At 57.7% G+C, this 17,235-nt stretch carries 13 protein-coding genes; 5 read left to right on the forward strand and 8 right to left on the reverse strand.

What is annotated here, in order from left to right:
• Positions 1-4: 4 nt before the first annotated feature.
• The 8 genes from ACFSYH_RS09005 to ACFSYH_RS09040 form a co-directional block, all read right to left on the reverse strand.
• Positions 5-979 (reverse strand): carbohydrate ABC transporter permease, encoded by a 975-nt coding sequence (locus ACFSYH_RS09005; protein WP_377466571.1) that lies wholly within the window; start codon positions 977-979, stop codon positions 5-7.
• Positions 979-1,917 (reverse strand): carbohydrate ABC transporter permease, encoded by a 939-nt coding sequence (locus ACFSYH_RS09010; protein WP_377466573.1) that lies wholly within the window; start codon positions 1,915-1,917, stop codon positions 979-981. Before ACFSYH_RS09010 ends, ACFSYH_RS09005 begins: the two co-directional genes overlap by 1 nt.
• An 8-nt stretch (positions 1,918-1,925) precedes the next feature.
• A complete protein-coding gene (locus ACFSYH_RS09015) occupies positions 1,926-3,239 on the reverse strand; it encodes an ABC transporter substrate-binding protein (RefSeq protein WP_377466575.1) in 1,314 nt (437 codons plus the stop codon).
• Between the two features lie 51 nt (positions 3,240-3,290).
• The gene (locus ACFSYH_RS09020; RefSeq protein ID WP_377466576.1) at positions 3,291-5,315 is read right to left on the reverse strand and encodes a beta-galactosidase; all 2,025 of its coding nucleotides are present in this window, start codon (positions 5,313-5,315) and stop codon (positions 3,291-3,293) included.
• A gap of 138 nt (positions 5,316-5,453) precedes the next feature.
• Entirely contained in the window at positions 5,454-6,446 is a 993-nt protein-coding gene (locus ACFSYH_RS09025) for a LacI family DNA-binding transcriptional regulator (protein WP_377466577.1), read from the reverse strand.
• Between the two features lie 315 nt (positions 6,447-6,761).
• The gene (locus tag ACFSYH_RS09030) at positions 6,762-8,201 is read right to left on the reverse strand and encodes a GH1 family beta-glucosidase (RefSeq protein WP_377466578.1); all 1,440 of its coding nucleotides are present in this window, start codon (positions 8,199-8,201) and stop codon (positions 6,762-6,764) included.
• A gap of 414 nt (positions 8,202-8,615) precedes the next feature.
• Entirely contained in the window at positions 8,616-9,713 is a 1,098-nt protein-coding gene (locus ACFSYH_RS09035; protein ID WP_377466580.1) for an inositol-3-phosphate synthase, read from the reverse strand.
• Positions 9,714-9,774: 61 nt separating this feature from the next.
• On the reverse strand, positions 9,775-10,380 hold the full coding sequence (locus tag ACFSYH_RS09040) for a PadR family transcriptional regulator (RefSeq protein ID WP_377466581.1): 606 nt from the start codon (positions 10,378-10,380) through the stop codon (positions 9,775-9,777).
• Between the two features lie 347 nt (positions 10,381-10,727).
• On the opposite strand from ACFSYH_RS09040, the gene ACFSYH_RS09045 reads away from it, so the two are divergent.
• The 5 genes from ACFSYH_RS09045 to rpsF all read left to right on the forward strand — a co-directional run bounded on the left by ACFSYH_RS09045 (position 10,728) and on the right by rpsF (position 17,215).
• Positions 10,728-13,028: a transglycosylase domain-containing protein gene (locus ACFSYH_RS09045; RefSeq protein WP_377466582.1), complete on the forward strand. Its 2,301-nt coding sequence runs from the start codon at positions 10,728-10,730 to the stop codon at positions 13,026-13,028.
• A gap of 244 nt (positions 13,029-13,272) precedes the next feature.
• On the forward strand, positions 13,273-14,004 hold the full coding sequence (locus ACFSYH_RS09050) for a response regulator transcription factor (RefSeq protein ID WP_377466583.1): 732 nt from the start codon (positions 13,273-13,275) through the stop codon (positions 14,002-14,004).
• Entirely contained in the window at positions 14,001-15,467 is a 1,467-nt protein-coding gene (locus tag ACFSYH_RS09055; RefSeq protein ID WP_377466584.1) for a sensor histidine kinase, read from the forward strand. Before ACFSYH_RS09050 ends, ACFSYH_RS09055 begins: the two co-directional genes overlap by 4 nt.
• 121 nt (positions 15,468-15,588) lie before the next feature.
• On the forward strand, positions 15,589-16,740 hold the full coding sequence (locus tag ACFSYH_RS09060) for a hypothetical protein (protein ID WP_377466585.1): 1,152 nt from the start codon (positions 15,589-15,591) through the stop codon (positions 16,738-16,740).
• Between the two features lie 187 nt (positions 16,741-16,927).
• Positions 16,928-17,215, forward strand: coding sequence for a 30S ribosomal protein S6 (rpsF, locus tag ACFSYH_RS09065; protein WP_377466586.1), 288 nt, complete (start codon positions 16,928-16,930; stop codon positions 17,213-17,215).
• The last annotated feature ends 20 nt before the right edge of the window (positions 17,216-17,235 follow it).

Here is a 17,235-nt window from a genome sequence, read left to right on the forward strand (position 1 = left end):
AAGATCAAGCCTTGACTCCGCCAGCGGCAAGGCCCGATTTCCAGAATCTCTGCAGACTCAGGAACACAATTGCAACGGGCACAACAGAGACCAGAGCACCGACGATGACTAGGGTCTGTAGTCCGGGAACCGTCATGGACGCTTGATTCCATCCCGATAGTCCAACAGTGATCGGCTGCAACTTCACATCATTGAGCACCAAGAGTGGCAGCATGTAGCTGTTCCACGTTCCGATGAATGAAAACAGCACGATGGTCACTCCGCCGTTCAGGAGCATCTTGAACGCGATGGAGAAGAAAGTACGCAGTTCACCTGCGCCGTCGATACGTGCAGCCTCAAGGATTTCCACAGGTACTGCTTGGCTCGCAAAGACGAAGCCCAACATCACCCCGAATGGGTAGACCAGCGAGGGAAGCAAGACACCCCACATGGTGTTGTTCAAGCCAAGCTCCACCAAAAGCAGATACGTTGGCTGAGCCAAGACCGTCGTTGGAATCAGCATGGAACCCATGACTGCCGCAAGAATGACATTACGACCGCGGAACTGGTAAACAGCTAGCGCATAGCCAGCCATAAGACAGATCAACGTGATGAGGACTGAGCCCACACCCGAGTAGACAAATGAGTTGAGTAGCCAGCGCCAGAAGATGCCGCCGTCATAATCGGTCAAGGCTTTGAGGTTCTCAAAGAGGTTGAAGTTCGCAAACCACAAGCCAGGAGTAGAGAACAGATCGCTCGTGGACTTGGTCGATGCGACGACAAGCCAATACACGGGAACGAGGAAGTACAACGCCACCGCGATCATGAAGACCCAACTGATCGAGCGGGCCCACAGTGCAGGGCGTTCGCCGCCCTCGTGTGCGTAACGAACCTTACGTTTCTTAGCGGATTGGCCCTTCTGCGTCGATGGGGCTGGCGCGGTTCCGGCAGACCGTAATGTTGCGCGGGTGGGAGCCTTCTGAGCGTGAGTATCCGACATCACCGACCGCCCTTCTTCTTGCCGTTGGTGAGTGCAGAGACAATGATTGACAAAGCAAAGGTCGCAATGCCCAGGATGATCGCCATTGCCGAACCAAGGTTGGCGTTACCGCCTAGGGTCGTTGCCTGATAAATCGCCATGTTGGGCGAGTACGCGCCGGAGATGTTTGACGTTATCGATCGGAGTACGGTTGGCTCGTTGAAGAGTTGGAAAGTACCGATGATCGAGAATAGCGTGGTCAACAAGACCGCACCGGAGATCATCGGGATCTTGATCTGCAATGCGGTGCGGACCTCGCCAGCACCATCAATGCGGGCGGCCTCGTAGATATCCCGGGGCACGGCTTGAAGCGACGAGAAAATGATGATCATATTCACGCCTGTCACGGACCAAATCACCACGTTGATCATCGACCACATCACGGTGTCTGGAGTCAGGAACTGGGCGTTGATGCCCAAAGAGTTCAAGATATCGATGATAGGGCTGACTTTGGGCTGGTATAGGAAACCCCAGAGCAACGCAGCCACAACCGAGGGGACCGCGTAGGGCAGAAACACCGAAAGCTGGAAAAACCGTTTGAACCGGACCACCGCTGAATCGAACAGAAGTGCCAGAAGTAGTGCGAAGGCCAACATGACCGGCACCTGTATGACTGCGAACAAAAGCACACGGCCAAAACTGCCGACGAACTCGGAATTCGAAAACGCTTGCACGTAGTTGTCGAAACCAACAAAAACTGATTCGTTTGCACCACCGAAGCCAAGACCACTGCGCTGAACTGAATAGAAACTCTTGAACAGTGCAATGAAGATCGGCACGATCATGAAAACGAGGAACAACACCACAAATGGCGTGAGGAAGAGATACGGCGCGAGCCGTAGCCCGCCGCTCACAGCACGGCGGGCTACTCGCGCGGTTTTATCCGCGGTCTTTTTCATGCTTGCGCTTACTCAACCACGCTCAGGCCAAGGTTTGCGACATCCTTAACCGTTGAAGCTTGGACAGCATCAAGAGCCTCAGAGAAGCTCTGCCTTCCGTTCACTACCTTCGCGAATTGATCCTTGATCGCGTCCTGAGCGAGATCGTGCGTTGGGCCAGGTGTCCACCCCGTCGGAACGGACTCCGCCGCCGCTGCGAACACCTCGTTGATGACCTGACCGCCAAAGTACTCGTTCTCAGTCAACAACCGGTCGCTTTCGAGGCCGACAGTGGCGGCTGGGAAGATGCCGCCGTCAAGTAGCGTGTTTACACCCTCTTCAGAAGCGTTCAGCCAGGTAAGGAACTGCATCGCTTCGGCGACGTGTTCCGTTCCAGTCGGAATCACATCCACTGAGCCACCGGCGGTTCCAGCCGCAGGCTGACCGTCGAATGTGGGAGAAGGTGCGACCGACCAGTCTCCTGCCAGATCCTTTGCGTTCTCCTGCAACAACGCTGGGAACCATGCTGCGTAGTTCACGGTTGCGATCGAGCCATCGCTGATGGAAGCCCAGTACTCGGGGGTCCACATTTCGACTACCTTTACGAGGTCTTCATCAAGCAGCGTTTGCCATACTTCTGCGACCTTCTGAGAGGCAGCATCGTTGACAGAGACCTTCCACGCGTCGTTCTCAATCGAGAACCACGTACCACCGTTCGCTACGACCTCTTGAGTCCAGAAACCAGCTTCGTTGGGTGACAGCTGAGCGATGTACGTGTCTGGGTTCTCCTCCTTCAATGAGCGAGCCGCCTCGATGTACTCATCCCATGTGGTCGGCACATCGACGCCCGCTGCCTCGAAGAGATCGGAACGGTACATCAGGGCTGTTGGCCCCGAGTCCTGGGGAACACCGTAGATCGAATCGCCGAACGTGACGTTGTTCCACGCGCCCTCGGGGAAAGCATCCTTGATGTCTGTGGTGTAGGCAGCCACATCAATGAGACGATTGTTGATCACGTGCTGAGGGATATTTCCACCCTCCATCTGCACGATGTCGGGTGCAGTGCCGGAATCGATGGCGGTAGGAATCTTGTCCCCATCGTCACCGGTCATCCGGTAAAAATCAACCTGGATGTCAGGGTTCTTACTGTTCCACGTGGCAATGGAGTCTTCCAGTCCGGTTGCCCAGCCCCAGAAAGACAACGTGACCTTCTCGCCGCTTGGCGCAGTAGTGGTCGTATTGTCAGACGGAGCATCGTTGCTGCTTGAGCATGCACTGAGAACGAGCGCGCTTGCTGCGAGTGCTGCAACCGCGCCGCTCATGCGACGTGCAGTTTTTCTCATCGTCGTACCTTTCATAATCCGCCGGATTGCGGAAGGGGTGGCATTACGCCACTAGTTGGTTGTTGACTCTTCCTCGATAACCGCATAGCCGTGGGGTTCCACGGTGATCGATGAATCCACGGTGGTGCCCGTGAGCAGTTCACGTCCGTAGGCTGTCACCGTGTGTTGTGAGTCGGTGTGGTTGAGCACAAAGAGGTACGTGCGTTCACCACTGTTGCGCCGAACGATTTCCAAACCGTCCCCAGCCTGTGGGTGGGTCTTTGCAATCGATGCTGTGTGTGCAAGTTCGCGCACCAACTCACGCAGGTCCTCGCCGCACACCTTGGTGGAGATGTACGTTGCGATGCCCTTGCCATACGCGTTGCGCGTGATGGCTGGCACCGCTGCGAGGTCGGAGGACGCGTAGGTGGCTAGGGTCGAGGCCGTCGTTGGACGTACGGTTTCACCCCAGCTGTAACCGCGCATGTTGTTAGAGAGCGAACGGTGCTCTCCTTCGACGAGCGGCCAGTGTTCGTCCACCTTGACGCCAAGAACTTCAGCGAATGCTGCGGTGAATGAATCACCGATCCGCACGTTGAGGTTCTCGTCGGCGCTTCCGCTGAAGTACCAAACTGCCGTGTGTCCGCCTGAGCGGACGTAAGCGGAGAGGTTAGCGGCTTGTTCATCGCTGACCGCGATGAAGTTTGGTATGAGCACAAGGTCGTAATCATCGAGTGGTGCTCCAAGCTGAACAAAGTCTGCAGCGTAACCTTCAAGCCACAGAGCTTTGTGAACGTCGCGCACGGCAGGCAGGAACGCTATGTCGCTCGAAGGCATGGCCCGCGTTTCTGCCGCCCACCAAGCGTCTGGTTCCCAGACGATGGCGATCTTTGCTGCGTTGGTACGTTCACCGGCTATGGGTGCTTCAGTGAGTGATGCTAGTTTCTGCAGCGTTTGCCCCAAAGACACGATCTCGCGCCACCCACGGGTGTCCTCACCGGTGTGCGGAATCATTCCCGAGTGGAAGAACTCGGCCCCAGTGCGCGGGGTGCGCCACTGGAAGAACAGGGAACTGTTGGAACCGTGGGCGATGTACTGCAGTGTGTTGCGTGCCATGCGGCCGGGGGCCTTAGGGAACATGCGCCCTGCAGCATAGTCGTAGATGACTGTTGTGGCCTGCTCCATCACCATCCAAGGCTGGCCGTTGTTGAATGATCGACTCAGTTCGGATGCAAATGCCACGTGTGCTTCCCCATCCATGGATGTGGAGTCGAGATAGTGATCAATTGACACCACATCGATGTCTTGGGCAAAGTCCCACTGGTTGTAGTGGTTCCACGTCGGGAGCATAAAGTTTGTGGTGAGCGGTACGTCGGGGCTCAATGCTCGTACGATCTCAACTTGGTCACCGAGCACTGCGCGTAGTTGGTCTGCGCAGAAGCGCTTAAAGTCTAGGATCGCGGTGGGATTTGGCAGGTACTGTGTGTCCTGAGGTGCGAATATCTCTTCCCACGTTGAATATTGTTGTGACCAGAATCGAGAGTTCCACACATGGTTGAGTTGCTGGATAGTGCCGTATTTGTTGCACAACCAGGATCTGAATGCGGCGTCGGTTTGGGGTCCGTATGAGATGGTTCCATACTCGTTGTGCAGGTGCCACATCAGCAGCGCCGGGTGCTGTGCGTAGCGCTGCACAAGTTCGCGTGTAACTCGCTTGGCGGCCTCCCGATATGCAGTTGATGATGGGTTGTACGTGTCACGGGACCCATGTATCAGGCGTACGCCGGCCTTTGTAATGGGCAGGCCCTCAGGATGGGCGAGAGTGAACCAAGGGGGTGGTGAAGCTGTCGGGGTGGCAAGAACGACTCTAATGTCATTGGCTGCCATGAGGTCCATGACTTCGTCGAGCCAGTCGAAGGAAAACACGCCCTCCTGTGGTTCGATCGTGGACCACGAGAACACGCCCACCGTCACGGTGTTTACGCCTGCATCTTTCATGAGACGAACATCTTCGTCCCACACTTCGCGGGGCCACTGGTCGGGGTTGTAATCGCCGCCAAACAAGATCATTGGTACCTTCAAGGCGCTAGCCGACACGATAGGTCTCCTTTGGGGTGTTGCAAGGGGCTGGACTTATTGTTGGACTCGGGAACTGTCTCATAAGTGATTCGATCAGAATCGTCGAAACGTTTCGCTTTAAAGCCTGCTCAGAGACGGATTTCGTGTACATGAGGTCTACCGTGCCACTGGGCCGACGCTGCCAAGGCGGCGATACGTTGGGGGAAGCAGTTCCACGCGCGGGTCGAGGGGCTCCTCGAGTGATTTCATTGCAAGGGCTACGGCACGAGCGCAGGAATCCTGTGCGATGAGGGGAATTGAGTCGAGTGGGACGTCAAGTTCGTGCATGTCGAAACTTGTTCCCGCTGATACCAAGGAAATGTGTTCGGGAACATTGAGATTACGCGCGGCGAGATATGACTCAACCGTCTTGTGACTGAAGTCATCGCAGTTGAGTACCAGCGCGGTTGGTGGGTTGGGCGCCGCGAACATCGCGTCGAGCTGTTCGCGCAGCAATCCATTGTTGTTGTCCCCGAACGTGAAGTGGGTGACGATACCGCGTTCGGTGGCGGCCTGGTCAAACCCCTCAAGTAAACGTTGGGGAAAGTTTGCTCCGCGGGTGTAAGTGACCTCGGCTTGGCCCACCAAGCCGATGCTCCGATGGCCGTACTCTGCGAGGGAACGAACCGCTAACTCGCCGGCTGCGCGGAAGTCCAAGTCAACGCATATGAGGCCATCAGTGTTGGCGGGTACGCCTATGACCACCGAAGGTGTGGGGAGGTTGCGCACGAGTTCCACGCGAGGGTCGTCCTCGGCGACATCAAGCAAGATGATGCAGTCTGCAAGTCTGCTTGACGCGACACGCTCCAGCCCTCCGATAGCTTCATCCTCGGTCATGAGTAGAACGTCGTAATCATAGTTGCGTGCCTCATCTACAACTGAAAGCACGAAGTTCATATGTGCGGCACGGTTGGTGTCTCGACGCATGGGCGCGGTTAGGGCGAAGATCTGGCTGCGGGTCCCGCCGAGCATTCTAGCCCCGGCATTGGGTTGGTAGTTGAGTTTCACCACGGCCGCTTCGACTTTTTCGCGGGTTTTGGAAGATACCGAGCGCTTGCCGTTCAATGCGTAGGATACGGTGCTTATGGACACGCCTGCTTCGCGTGCCACATCGTGTATCGTCGCCATCGCACATACTCCGAGAATTTCACTTGAGCGCCTAAGTGTTTCGCATACAATAAGCGAAACGTTTCGACACTGATTGCATTGAGCCTATGCCACGCCTACAACATATGGCAAATGAGCAGTTCATAGCGCCATCAAGGTGAGGTAGGGTGCGGCCTTCGCCAAGCTAAATCATGTACATCTTCGCCTATGCGGCTCCCAAAGGACCTGACATAGGAGTCCTCTGAGAGCCGCACTAAGGATTGCGCCGTCTACCTTTGGCCTACACCCGAGTGCCAGTTCCTTAGCGTTGAGCCGGGACTAGATGTCGTAGTTAATCTGATCAACGCTGGGAAGGGTGTTCGTCGTGGCCAACGTCCGGTACCAGAATGCCGAGTCCTTCCAGGTGCGCTCCAGGGTTTCGTAGTCGACACGAATGATCCCGAAGCGGCGTTCGTATCCCCACGCCCACTCGAAATTGTCCAGGAGGGACCACGCGAAGTATCCACGCACATCAACACCCTGTTCGTAGGCGTCGAGTACTGCCGCGATGTGATCGTGCAGATAAGACACCCGACGCACGTCATGGATGCGTCCATCTACAACCTCATCAGCAAAGGCCGCACCGTTCTCGGTGATCATCAAAGGCTGGTCCGGATAGTTCTCTTTAAGGGACAAGAGCAGTTCCGTCATACCCGACGGATCAATGTTCCAGCCCATCGCGGTGTAGGGGCCAGGCAGTGGGAGCCACTTGACGTGTTCCGAGCCGATCCATGGACTGTGCGAGGAGTTACCGTGTCCATCGTTGTCTGAGGCTCCGTCGGCTTCCTCGCCCTCGCGAGGCCCGCGGACCATTCCGGTGGAGTAGTAGTTGACGCCGAGCATATCGAGCGGAATGTTGATGAGCTCAGTGTCGCCCTCAAGAACGAAAGACCAGTCCGTGACCTCTTTGGTGTCCTCGAGGACATCCGCAGGGTAAGTGCCCTTCAGCAGTGGTTCAAGGAAGACGCGGTTTGCGAGACCATCGATACGGCGTAAAGCGTCTTGGTCTCCTGCATCTGAGGGGTCTTCCATCCGGGTGACGTGTAGGTTGAGTGTGACTGAGAGCTTGGCACTGTCACCGAGAACTTCGCGAATAGCGCGTCCCGCGAGTCCGTGAGCAAGGTTGAGGTGATGGACAGCCTGAAGCGCTGCGAGCGGCTCGGTGCGGCCAGGTGCGTGGACGCCGGAACCGTAGCCCAGATAGGCGGAGCACCACGGCTCGTTCAACGTGGTCCACGTGTCGATGTCGCTGCCGAGTTCTTGTGCCATCTTGCGTGCATATTCGGCGAACAGAAGTGCGGTCTCACGGTTGGTCCAACCGCCTTCGTCCTCGAGTTCCTGAGGAAGGTCCCAGTGATACAGAGTGACCACAGGCTTGATGCCCGCTGCCAGAAGGCCTGCAACGAGGTTCTTGTAGAAAGCGATGCCCTCTGGGTTGAAATCTCCTCGTCCTCCTGGCTGCACCCGCGGCCAAGAGATGGAGAAGCGGTACGCATCAAGACCTAGGTTCTTGATGTGTTCGATGTCTTCTTCCCAGCGGTGATAGTGATCATCGGCTACGTCGCCGGTATCCCCGCCCTTCACGAGTCCTGGGGTGTGTGAGTATGTGTCCCAGATTGAAGGACCTCGTCCGCCTTCCTGGGCCCCACCCTCGATTTGGTAGGCGGCGGTGGCGGAACCCCACACAAATGATTCGGGGAAAGTGCGCGCGGTGGTCATGATTGGTGTGCTCCTCGTGATGCTAGCCTCGTTCAGCCCGCTGTGCGGGTTACCTGTTTCCCAACTCGGTACACCAAGATCAGCAGTGTTTTTGGGGCAAGAGAGTCGGGAATGAAAGTGGGAGCGCGTCCACACTTCACGATACATAGTATCGAAACGATTCGACTATTCCTAGCGAAAGGTTCAACAATCTCTGTCGAATACTTCACCGTGTCTAGGGGTTGATGGCTATTGAGTCGCTTGAGGTCGCATGGCGGCTCAGCAATGTCGTCATACAAAAATGTCCGGTCTACGTACGCAATGTACGTAGACCGGACGGTCCTTAGGTGAGAATCTCGCTACGCTTCAGTTCCCACCACTAAGTAGTTACATCAACGCTCTTGTGCTTTTGATCGAGCGCTTACGTCCAGCTCTTCAGCGCTCGATGTCACCCGCGATGAAGGCCTCCAAACGCGCACGACCCTCGGTGTCCTCCATCTGAACCGGAGGGGACTTCATGAAGTAGGTCGAAGCGGAGAGGATCGGGCCGCCAATGCCACGGTCCTTGGCGATCTTCGCAGCACGCACGGCGTCGATGATGATACCGGCCGAGTTGGGGGAATCCCACACCTCAAGCTTGTACTCGAGGTTCAAAGGCACCTCACCAAACGCGCGACCCTCAAGGCGGACGTAAGCCCACTTGCGGTCATCGAGCCAGGCAACGTAGTCCGAAGGACCGATGTGTACGTTGCGGTCGTCCTTCTTGCCGGCGAGGGGACCGTCGTTGATGTTCGAGGTCACGGCCTGGGTCTTCGAGATCTTCTTGGACTCAAGGCGCTCGCGCTCGAGCATGTTCTTGAAGTCCATGTTTCCACCAACGTTGAGCTGGTAGGTACGGTCCAAAATGACACCGCGGTCCTCGAACAGGCGGGCCAGCACACGGTGGGTGATGGTTGCGCCAACCTGGGACTTGATGTCGTCGCCGACGATGGGAACACCGGCAGCCTCAAACTTGGCGGCCCACTCAGGGTCGGAAGCGATGAAGACAGGCAGAGCGTTCACGAAGGCCACGCCAGCGTCGATTGCGCACTGAGCGTAGAACTTCGCGGCAGCCTCGGAACCAACAGGCAGGTAGCAGACGAGAACGTCAACTTCGCGCTCCTTGAGAACCGAAACGACGTCCACAGGCTCGGCACTCGACTCCTCAATGGTTGCGGAGTAGTACTTGCCTAGGCCATCAAGGGTGTGACCGCGCTGAACGGTGATACCGGTCGGTGGGACATCGGCGATCTTGATGGTGTTGTTCTCAGAGGCCTGCGTGGCGTCAGCGAGATCTACCCCGACCTTCTTTGCGTCAACGTCGAAAGCGGCCACGAACTCAAGGTCGGAGATGTGGTAGTCACCGAACTGGACGTGCATGAGGCCAGGTACTTTGTCGTTAACGTCTGCGTTCTTGTAGTACTCGACACCCTGGATGAGGGACGTAGCGCAGTTACCTACACCAACGATGGCGACGCGGATGGAAGAAGACATCCTCGCTCCTTGTTGTCAGTGCCCCGTAGGGCAGGATTCATCGGAAAAAGAAACAGCAAGCTCAGGCAGGTTTGTCGCGACCCGAGCGTCGCCCGGGGTCCTTCGACTTTGACCGCACCCGGTCTCGCTCGGTGTTGATCAGTCCATCGAGCCAACGAACTTCGCGTTCGACCTGCTCTAGACCATGACGCTGCAACTCGAGTGTGTATTCATCGAGTCGTTCGACAGCCCGCGTGTTGGACTCTCGGATCGACTCGAGGCGTTCGTTCATGCGGGAACGGCGGCCCTCGAGAATACGAATTCTTGTCTCGGCGTCAGTCTGGCCAAAGAAAGCGAAACGAACGTCAAAACTCTCATCCTCCCAGGCCGCTGGGCCTGATGAGGCAAGCACGGTTTGTAGGTGTTCCTTGCCGTCTGCGGTCAGCTCGTACACGATCCGGGCGCGTTTCCCGGACAGTGCGTGAGGGGGAGCCTCGGTCGAGGTGTGGCCGGAAATGAAACCACGGGCCTCGAGGGATTTCAGGCAGGGGTAGAGGGAACCATAGGAGAGTGCGCGGAATGACCCCAACACGAGATTGAGGCGCTTACGTAACTCATAGCCATGAAGAGGCGAGTCGTTCAGCATGCCAAGGATCGCTGTCTCAAGGACAGTCGACTTGCTACGCACACGCACCTCCTAAGAACCGTAACTTGGTTGCGATGTATCGAATCGATACATCGCAACCATATGTCGATTCACAGAAGCAAGCAAGGGGCACGACTCGCCGAATCGTCGAGAATTGTGAAGAACGAGCGTGCACCAAGCGTGAAACTGCGCTGATTTCGTGGTTTTTGCTCACGCAATCCCCCGCTTGCCGATCTTGACCACTAAAGTTCAATCTGGGGACGTGAGTCTTTTTGACTGGCGACGAGCCCGCATCACGACGGCACATCGTCGGGAATCAGCGTGCTCACCTGCCCATCGCGGTGCCGCCTGCGGCACCGAAAAGCAAGAACCCGTGTGAAAGGTAAACCGTGGCGAAATCGAACCAAAGCCGCCTCACTGCGGTCGAGAAGCCGACGAGGCGTCGGCTGATCGACTACCCGAGGTACGGAAAGCGTGGCATCCGCCGTTGGATTCCGTCGTGGCGCTTTTTCCTCGGAACGTTTCTGACCGGTGTGGCCCTTGTGGCTGGACTGATCATTGCGGCGTACTCGAGTGTCAAGATCCCTGCCCCGGTCGACATGGCCCTCGCGCAAATCAGCACCGTCTACTACGCCGATGGCGAGCGCGAGATGGGACAGTTCGCGCAGGTCTCGCGCATCCTGATCGACAACCCCGAAGACCTGCCAGACCATGTCGGCCAAGCCGTCGTCGCCGCGGAAGACCGCACGTTCTACACGAATCGCGGTGTGGACTTCAAGGGTATGGCGCGAGCGCTGTACATCAACGTCACCCAGAACAAACGTCAGGGTGGTTCAACCATCACGCAGCAGTACGCCGAGAACTACTACATGGATGGTGCCACCACCTACACCGAGAAGTTCAAGGAAGCACTGCTGTCCATCAAGCTTGCGCAGGAAGTCGAGAAGGACGAGATCCTGCTCAACTACATGAACACGATCTACTTCGGTCGGGGCGCCTCGGGTATCGAGGTTGCCGCGCAACGTTACTTCGAGAAGTCCGCAAAGGACCTGACCGTGGAGGAGGCCGCGCTCATCGCCGGCGTCATCCCATCACCATCGCGCTGGGACCCAGACGCAAGCCCTGAGGCGCGCGAGCAGGCGGAGCGCCGATGGAACTACGTGCTCGACGGCATGGTCGACCTCGGATTCCTGGACGCAACCGAGCGAAACGAGATGGAGTTCCCGGAGACCAAGGAGTACGACAACAAGAACCAGTTCAAGGGCACGCAGGGATACCTCATCGAGCAGGTTCGCAAGGAGGTACTTGAGGTCACCGGCATGACGCAGGACGAACTGGAGACCTCTGGCGTCAAGATCGTTTCGACCTTCGACTATTCGACCCAGCGCAAACTGGTGAACGCAATCCTGGACATGCCGAATGATGGGGACAAGAACCTGTCCGTGGGTGGTGTCACGATTGATCCTAAAAGCGGTGGCGTGCTTGCCATGTATGGTGGGCGAGACTACGTAAAAACCCAGTTCAACGCCGTAACGCAGGGACGCGCACAGGCTGGATCGACCTTCAAGCCTATCACGCTCCTTGCAGCGCTCCAGCAGGGAATCTCCGTGGACAGGAAGTACTACAACGGAAACAGCCCACGTACTTTTGACAACAATGGTGATCCCTATACGGTCCCCAACTTCGCAAACGCCTCTTACGGCCATGTGAATCTGGTGAAGGCGACCGCGAACTCGGTGAACACAGCGTACGTTGAGTTGAACCAGGAAATCGGCCCGCAAGCAACCGTCGATACCGCGCTGTCCCTTGGCCTCCCCGCAGATACCCCCGACCTCAAACCTCTCCTCGCCAACGTGCTGGGTACGGCAACGGTCCGCCCGATTGACATGGCCGGAGCCTATGCGACCTTCGCCGCAAACGGGAGGAAGTATGACGTCCACACTGTCAAGGAGATTACTCGCGCGGATGGTCGAACCATCTACGAGCCATCCAACCTGCCCCAAACCGTCTACGACGAAGAGATAGGTGCAGAACTGACCTACGCTCTCTCGCAAGTCGTTGAGCAAGGCTCTGGTGACAAGGCGAAAACCATTGGTCACCCAATCGCGGGTAAGACCGGAACCTCCAACGAGAATCGGTCTGCATGGTTTGTTGGGTATACGCCCAGTTATGCCACCGCGATCACTCTGTACCAGTCTGACGATGATGGCGGGCAACAGACGATTACCCCGTTTGGCGGCTACCGCGAGATTACCGGTTCGACCGTGCCGCTCGACATTTGGGTGAGTTACATGGGCAACGTTCTTGCGGGCCAAACTCCGGAAGAATTCCCTGAACGCACCCTCAAGCAGACAGTACCAACTCCAACCTCTACCGCTACTGAAGAACCTGATGAGGACGAGGAAGAGGCGAAACGCCAGGAAGAGGAAGCGCGTGAGCAGCGTGAGCGCGAGCGTGAGGAAGCGCGTGAGCAGCGTGAGCGCGAGCGTGAGGAAGCGCGTGAGCGCGAGCGCCAGGAACAGGAGGAGCGCGAGCGCCAGGAACAGGAGGAGCGGGATAAGGAAACTTCAACCCCGACACCTGACCCCACTCCGACCGAAACGCAGCAGCCCACCCCAGATCCAGAACCGACGCAGACGACTCCGCCTGAAACCGATCCCGGCGGGACCGACGCTGACGACGAGCCGTAAGGTTTTCGCGCCGCCTCACTGTGGGCGAGCGTCTGCATAGGGCGCGACCAGTGAGTTTGTCGCAACGGGTCAAGCACGCTCAAAAGGCAAGGCACTAGGCCCTGATTACCGGGAAACCCAGGTAATCAGGGCCTAGTGCCTTTGCAGGCATACAGTGTCGCGTGGGTGGGGCTGCCGGTAGACTCACATCTATCTGCGCTGCCCACCAGCGATGCCGCACAACTCTTGTTTGGGGAACCCGCATATGGCGCTCAACGACACGCGCCGAGTCCTGGTCGTTGAAGACGAACGGATCATCTCGGACGCCGTGACATACGCCCTTCGTCGGGAAGGGTATGAAACCCGAGCAGTGTTCGATGGTGCACAGACGGAAACCCAGATCCGTGCCTTCCAACCGGACGTAATCGTGCTGGATGTGATGCTGCCGGGCATGGACGGCTACACGATCCTGCGCGGGCTTCCCTTGGAACGCCACTACGGGGTCATACTTGTGACGGCCCGCGACGATATCACGGACAAGATCCTGGGTCTGGAACTGGGCGCGGACGACTACCTGACCAAGCCCTTCGACATGCGTGAACTTCTCGCTCGGGTTCGTTCCCTGTACCGTCGCCTCGCCACTGCGCCAGTGCCAGTCGAAGAGCCGGAGATCATCTGGGGGAACATCGTGCTCAACCAGGTTCAACGAGAGGCCCGCGTCAGCGACGAGATCGTGACCCTGACCCCCAAGGAGTTTGATCTGGCCGTCATGCTGCTTTCGAACCCTGGACGGGTGTACACGCGCGAACAACTCCTGGAATCGGTGTGGGGATTCGACTACCTGGGTGCAACCCGCACGGTCGACATCCATATCCAGCGACTCCGGAAGAAGTTCGCCGCAGCACATGGGGAAGTCAACGAGACGGAATCTGCTGTGACCGAGGTATTCCATACGGTTCACGGGGTGGGATACAAGGCACGCAGGGCATACCCGTGAAAACCAGCATCCGATTCAAGTTCGCACTGTTCATCAGCGCACTGCTCCTCGCGGCCATGCTCGCAACGAGCTTACTGATTCTGTCCGCAGTCTCACGAAACCAGGCACACAACGCGGAGGAACTACTCGACCGACAAAGCACGAGTGCAAACATTCTCCTGATCGAGTTTGTGTCAACGGGAGAGTACCGCAACCCGGCATCGTTCATATCCGCCAACGGTGCCCGATTCGCCCGCGATCTTGAACGCATCACCGCAATGCCAGTGCAACTTTATGGCCCGGATGGAACCCCGAGTGACGCCTCCGAACCGCCCGCCAGCAATACCCTCGGCACCGCGCTCAGTCACGCGCTAGACGGCAAGGTCGCATACGTGACGCTTCCCGATCGAATCATCTACTTCGCGCCCCTCACCGTGCGCGAACAACCCGTGGGCGTCGTGCGATTCACCTACTCCCGCGCACAGGACAACGAGTTCTACAGCCAACTCCGAAACCAGTTGATCGCCATCGGCGCCGGAGTCTTCCTCGTGGCTGCCGTGATCGGTTACGCCTACTTCTCCCGGGTCGCCCGCTCGATCAGAACCCTCAACGAATCGGTGCACGCCATCGAGGCAGGACACTATGTGGTGCCCGCATTATCGAGACGCGACGAAATCGGTGACCTGAGTCGCGGTATCGGGGCAATGGCCCAACAGATCCGAGAAACCCTCGCCGACAATGAGGCCGAACGGCACAAGTTGGCGCTCGCAGTGGACGAACTTCACCGGCTCGACACCCAACAAAAGGAACTCCTCGGGGCTGTCTCGCACGAGTTCAAGACTCCGCTCACCTCGATTCGCGCCTATCTCGATCTGGTCGAGATGTATCCGGACGATGTCGAACTGGCCCAGAGACTGCGGGACGCGACGGACTCGGAGACCCGCCGCCTCTACGAGATGGTGGAGAAAGTACTGCGCCTCACCGAAGTCGAGAAATACGATTTCGAGGCCGAACTGGCACCGATCGACGTGCGTGAACTCATCCGTGACATCGCCGGATCCCTGTCCGGTAAAGCCCAGAAATCGGGCCTTACGCTCACCTACACGAGCGAACCGCAGGACGGGCCAGTGCTCGTGAACGCTGACCCCGACCTGCTAGGCATCGTTGTGCTCAACCTGATCGACAACGCCATCAAATACAACGAGACATCGGGGAGCATCACGCTCGATGTCCGTGCCATGCGCAGCGACGTGACGGTCGACGTCAGCAACACCGGGCGTAGCATCCCCAGCGACCAGCACGAAAGAATCTTTGACCCCTTCACCACCGTTGACAAGAGCCTCTCCCGGGCAACGGGCGGGTCCGGACTCGGCCTCGCGGTCGCCCGCAAGTACGCCGAACGCATGGGTGGAACCCTGGTACTCGCTCGCTCCGATAATTCCGGCAGCACCTTCCGCCTGACCCTACCGGCCAGCCCGCGATGACCCTGAAACCGCATGTGGCCAGATGTTTACATCTTCGATACAACTGGACGCAGAACGTCGAAATCTCCTTGTTAGGTTGAACCCACAAGCGATGAAAACGCACAAGACAAGGAGTTTCATCATGAACAGCACACGGACACCCCGAAGAGCGTTCGCCCTGTTCGCGGCCCTGCTAGCCGCGAGCCTGACCGCCTGCGCAACCGTCCCTGGCGTCACCGTCACGGAATCGCATCCAGACGAGCCGACCCCAACAGTCACCGAGCCAGGCCCAAGTGACAGCGAAGGTGAACTCACGGTCAAAGACACGCCATCGGGCAACCCCAACGATCAGATCACCGTGGCAAGCACCGACGGCATCGAAGACATCGCAGTCCAACTGTGGCTCGACGACTCAACCGCAATCGTGTCCAAGGAAAATCGCGAACTAGAGCAGTACGAATCATTCGACGGAACAAAGCTGTACCCGAGGAGCCTGTACACCTACGACACCTCAGACAAGAAGCTCACGCCGCTGATCGAAGAAGACGGCGTGAGCATCGAAGCCTACGCGCTGAACCCCGACCGCACGGCACTCATCTACGCGCCCTACTCCGTAGGAGACCACACGCTCAAGGTTCTCGACCTCGCAACACACAAGACCGCCAGCCTGTCCTTCGCCTGGGACGCCGTCTGGCTCGACAACTACACAATCGTGGGCAAGTTCTATGGTGAGAACCACGCATTCATCGCCGACCTCTCACACGGGATCGACAAGGTCTCACCGGAGAAGATCACCGGCATCACCGACGAAGTCATGTACGTTCACGAAGCCCACAACGGCAAGATCTACTACACCGGTGCCGACGAACACCTCAAAAGGTACGACACCGCAACCGAAAAGACCGACTCCTTCGGACTGACGGGAGTCAGCGCGCTCAAAGTCGCCCCAGACGAACAGCAACTGGCGCTGGCACGATACGACTCGTCGGAAATCGCAGAACTAGCCGTCTGCGACATCAACTGCACGAACCCACAGAGCCTTGCCGAAACCGACGGGCAGTTCGCATGGTCCCCGGACATGCGAGTACTCGCATACGTGGTCGCCGACGGCACCAGCAGCGGTGTCTACGTGCATGACTTCCTCAGCGACAGCACCACCCAAGTCGCCGTAGGAAGCCACTACAACAAGATCGCGTGGAACCCAACGAGCGAAGTGCTCTCACTCGCCACCTACGAAGACTCAGACGACCGACCCGAAACCCTGCTCGTCCACCTCGCGGCCCCCGGCGAATGACAGCCAAAGAAAAAGTGTGAAGTGCACCGAAAAATGGCCTAGACACTAGAGGCTAGAGGGAATGTCAGAGTAGACTCGTAGACTGCTGTGTGTTGGCTTGTTCACCGAAATAAACAGCCCACGGCAGGCATGAACCCTCTTGTCACGGACCGACCGTGACCGCACAGACCATAGGAGGTGGGTAAACATGCGTCCATACGAACTGATGATGATTCTCTCCCCAGAGATCGACGAGCGCGCAGTAGCCGCAACCGTTGAGAAGCTCGTTGCTGTTGTTCCAGCCGAAGGCGGAACCGTAGACAACACTGACATCTGGGGTCGTCGCCGTCTGGCTTACGAGATCGCAAAGAAGTCCGAGGGCATCTACGCGGTTATCGACTTCACTGCAACTCCTGCTACCACGAAGGAACTTGAGCGTCAGCTCGGACTCAACGAGTCCGTACTGCGCATCAAGGTTCTCCGCGCAGCAGCCTGAACCGCCCAAGCCAACCGAAG

Source organism: Populibacterium corticicola (genome assembly GCF_042683685.1).
Taxonomy (GTDB): domain Bacteria; phylum Actinomycetota; class Actinomycetes; order Actinomycetales; family Cellulomonadaceae; genus Timonella; species Timonella corticicola.

Bases quoted from the DNA above. Each gene is read 5' to 3' on its own strand.
- ACFSYH_RS09005 (WP_377466571.1), bottom strand. From the start codon at position 979: ATGTCGGATACTCACGCTCAGAAGGCTCCCACCCGCGCAACATTACGG.
- ACFSYH_RS09010 (WP_377466573.1), bottom strand. From the start codon at position 1,917: ATGAAAAAGACCGCGGATAAAACCGCGCGAGTAGCCCGCCGTGCTGTG.
- ACFSYH_RS09015 (WP_377466575.1), bottom strand. From the start codon at position 3,239: ATGAGAAAAACTGCACGTCGCATGAGCGGCGCGGTTGCAGCACTCGCA.
- ACFSYH_RS09030 (WP_377466578.1), bottom strand. From the start codon at position 8,201: ATGACCACCGCGCGCACTTTCCCCGAATCATTTGTGTGGGGTTCCGCC.
- ACFSYH_RS09035 (WP_377466580.1), bottom strand. From the start codon at position 9,713: ATGTCTTCTTCCATCCGCGTCGCCATCGTTGGTGTAGGTAACTGCGCT.
- ACFSYH_RS09050 (WP_377466583.1), top strand. From the start codon at position 13,273: ATGGCGCTCAACGACACGCGCCGAGTCCTGGTCGTTGAAGACGAACGG.
- ACFSYH_RS09060 (WP_377466585.1), top strand. From the start codon at position 15,589: ATGAACAGCACACGGACACCCCGAAGAGCGTTCGCCCTGTTCGCGGCC.
- rpsF (WP_377466586.1), top strand. From the start codon at position 16,928: ATGCGTCCATACGAACTGATGATGATTCTCTCCCCAGAGATCGACGAG.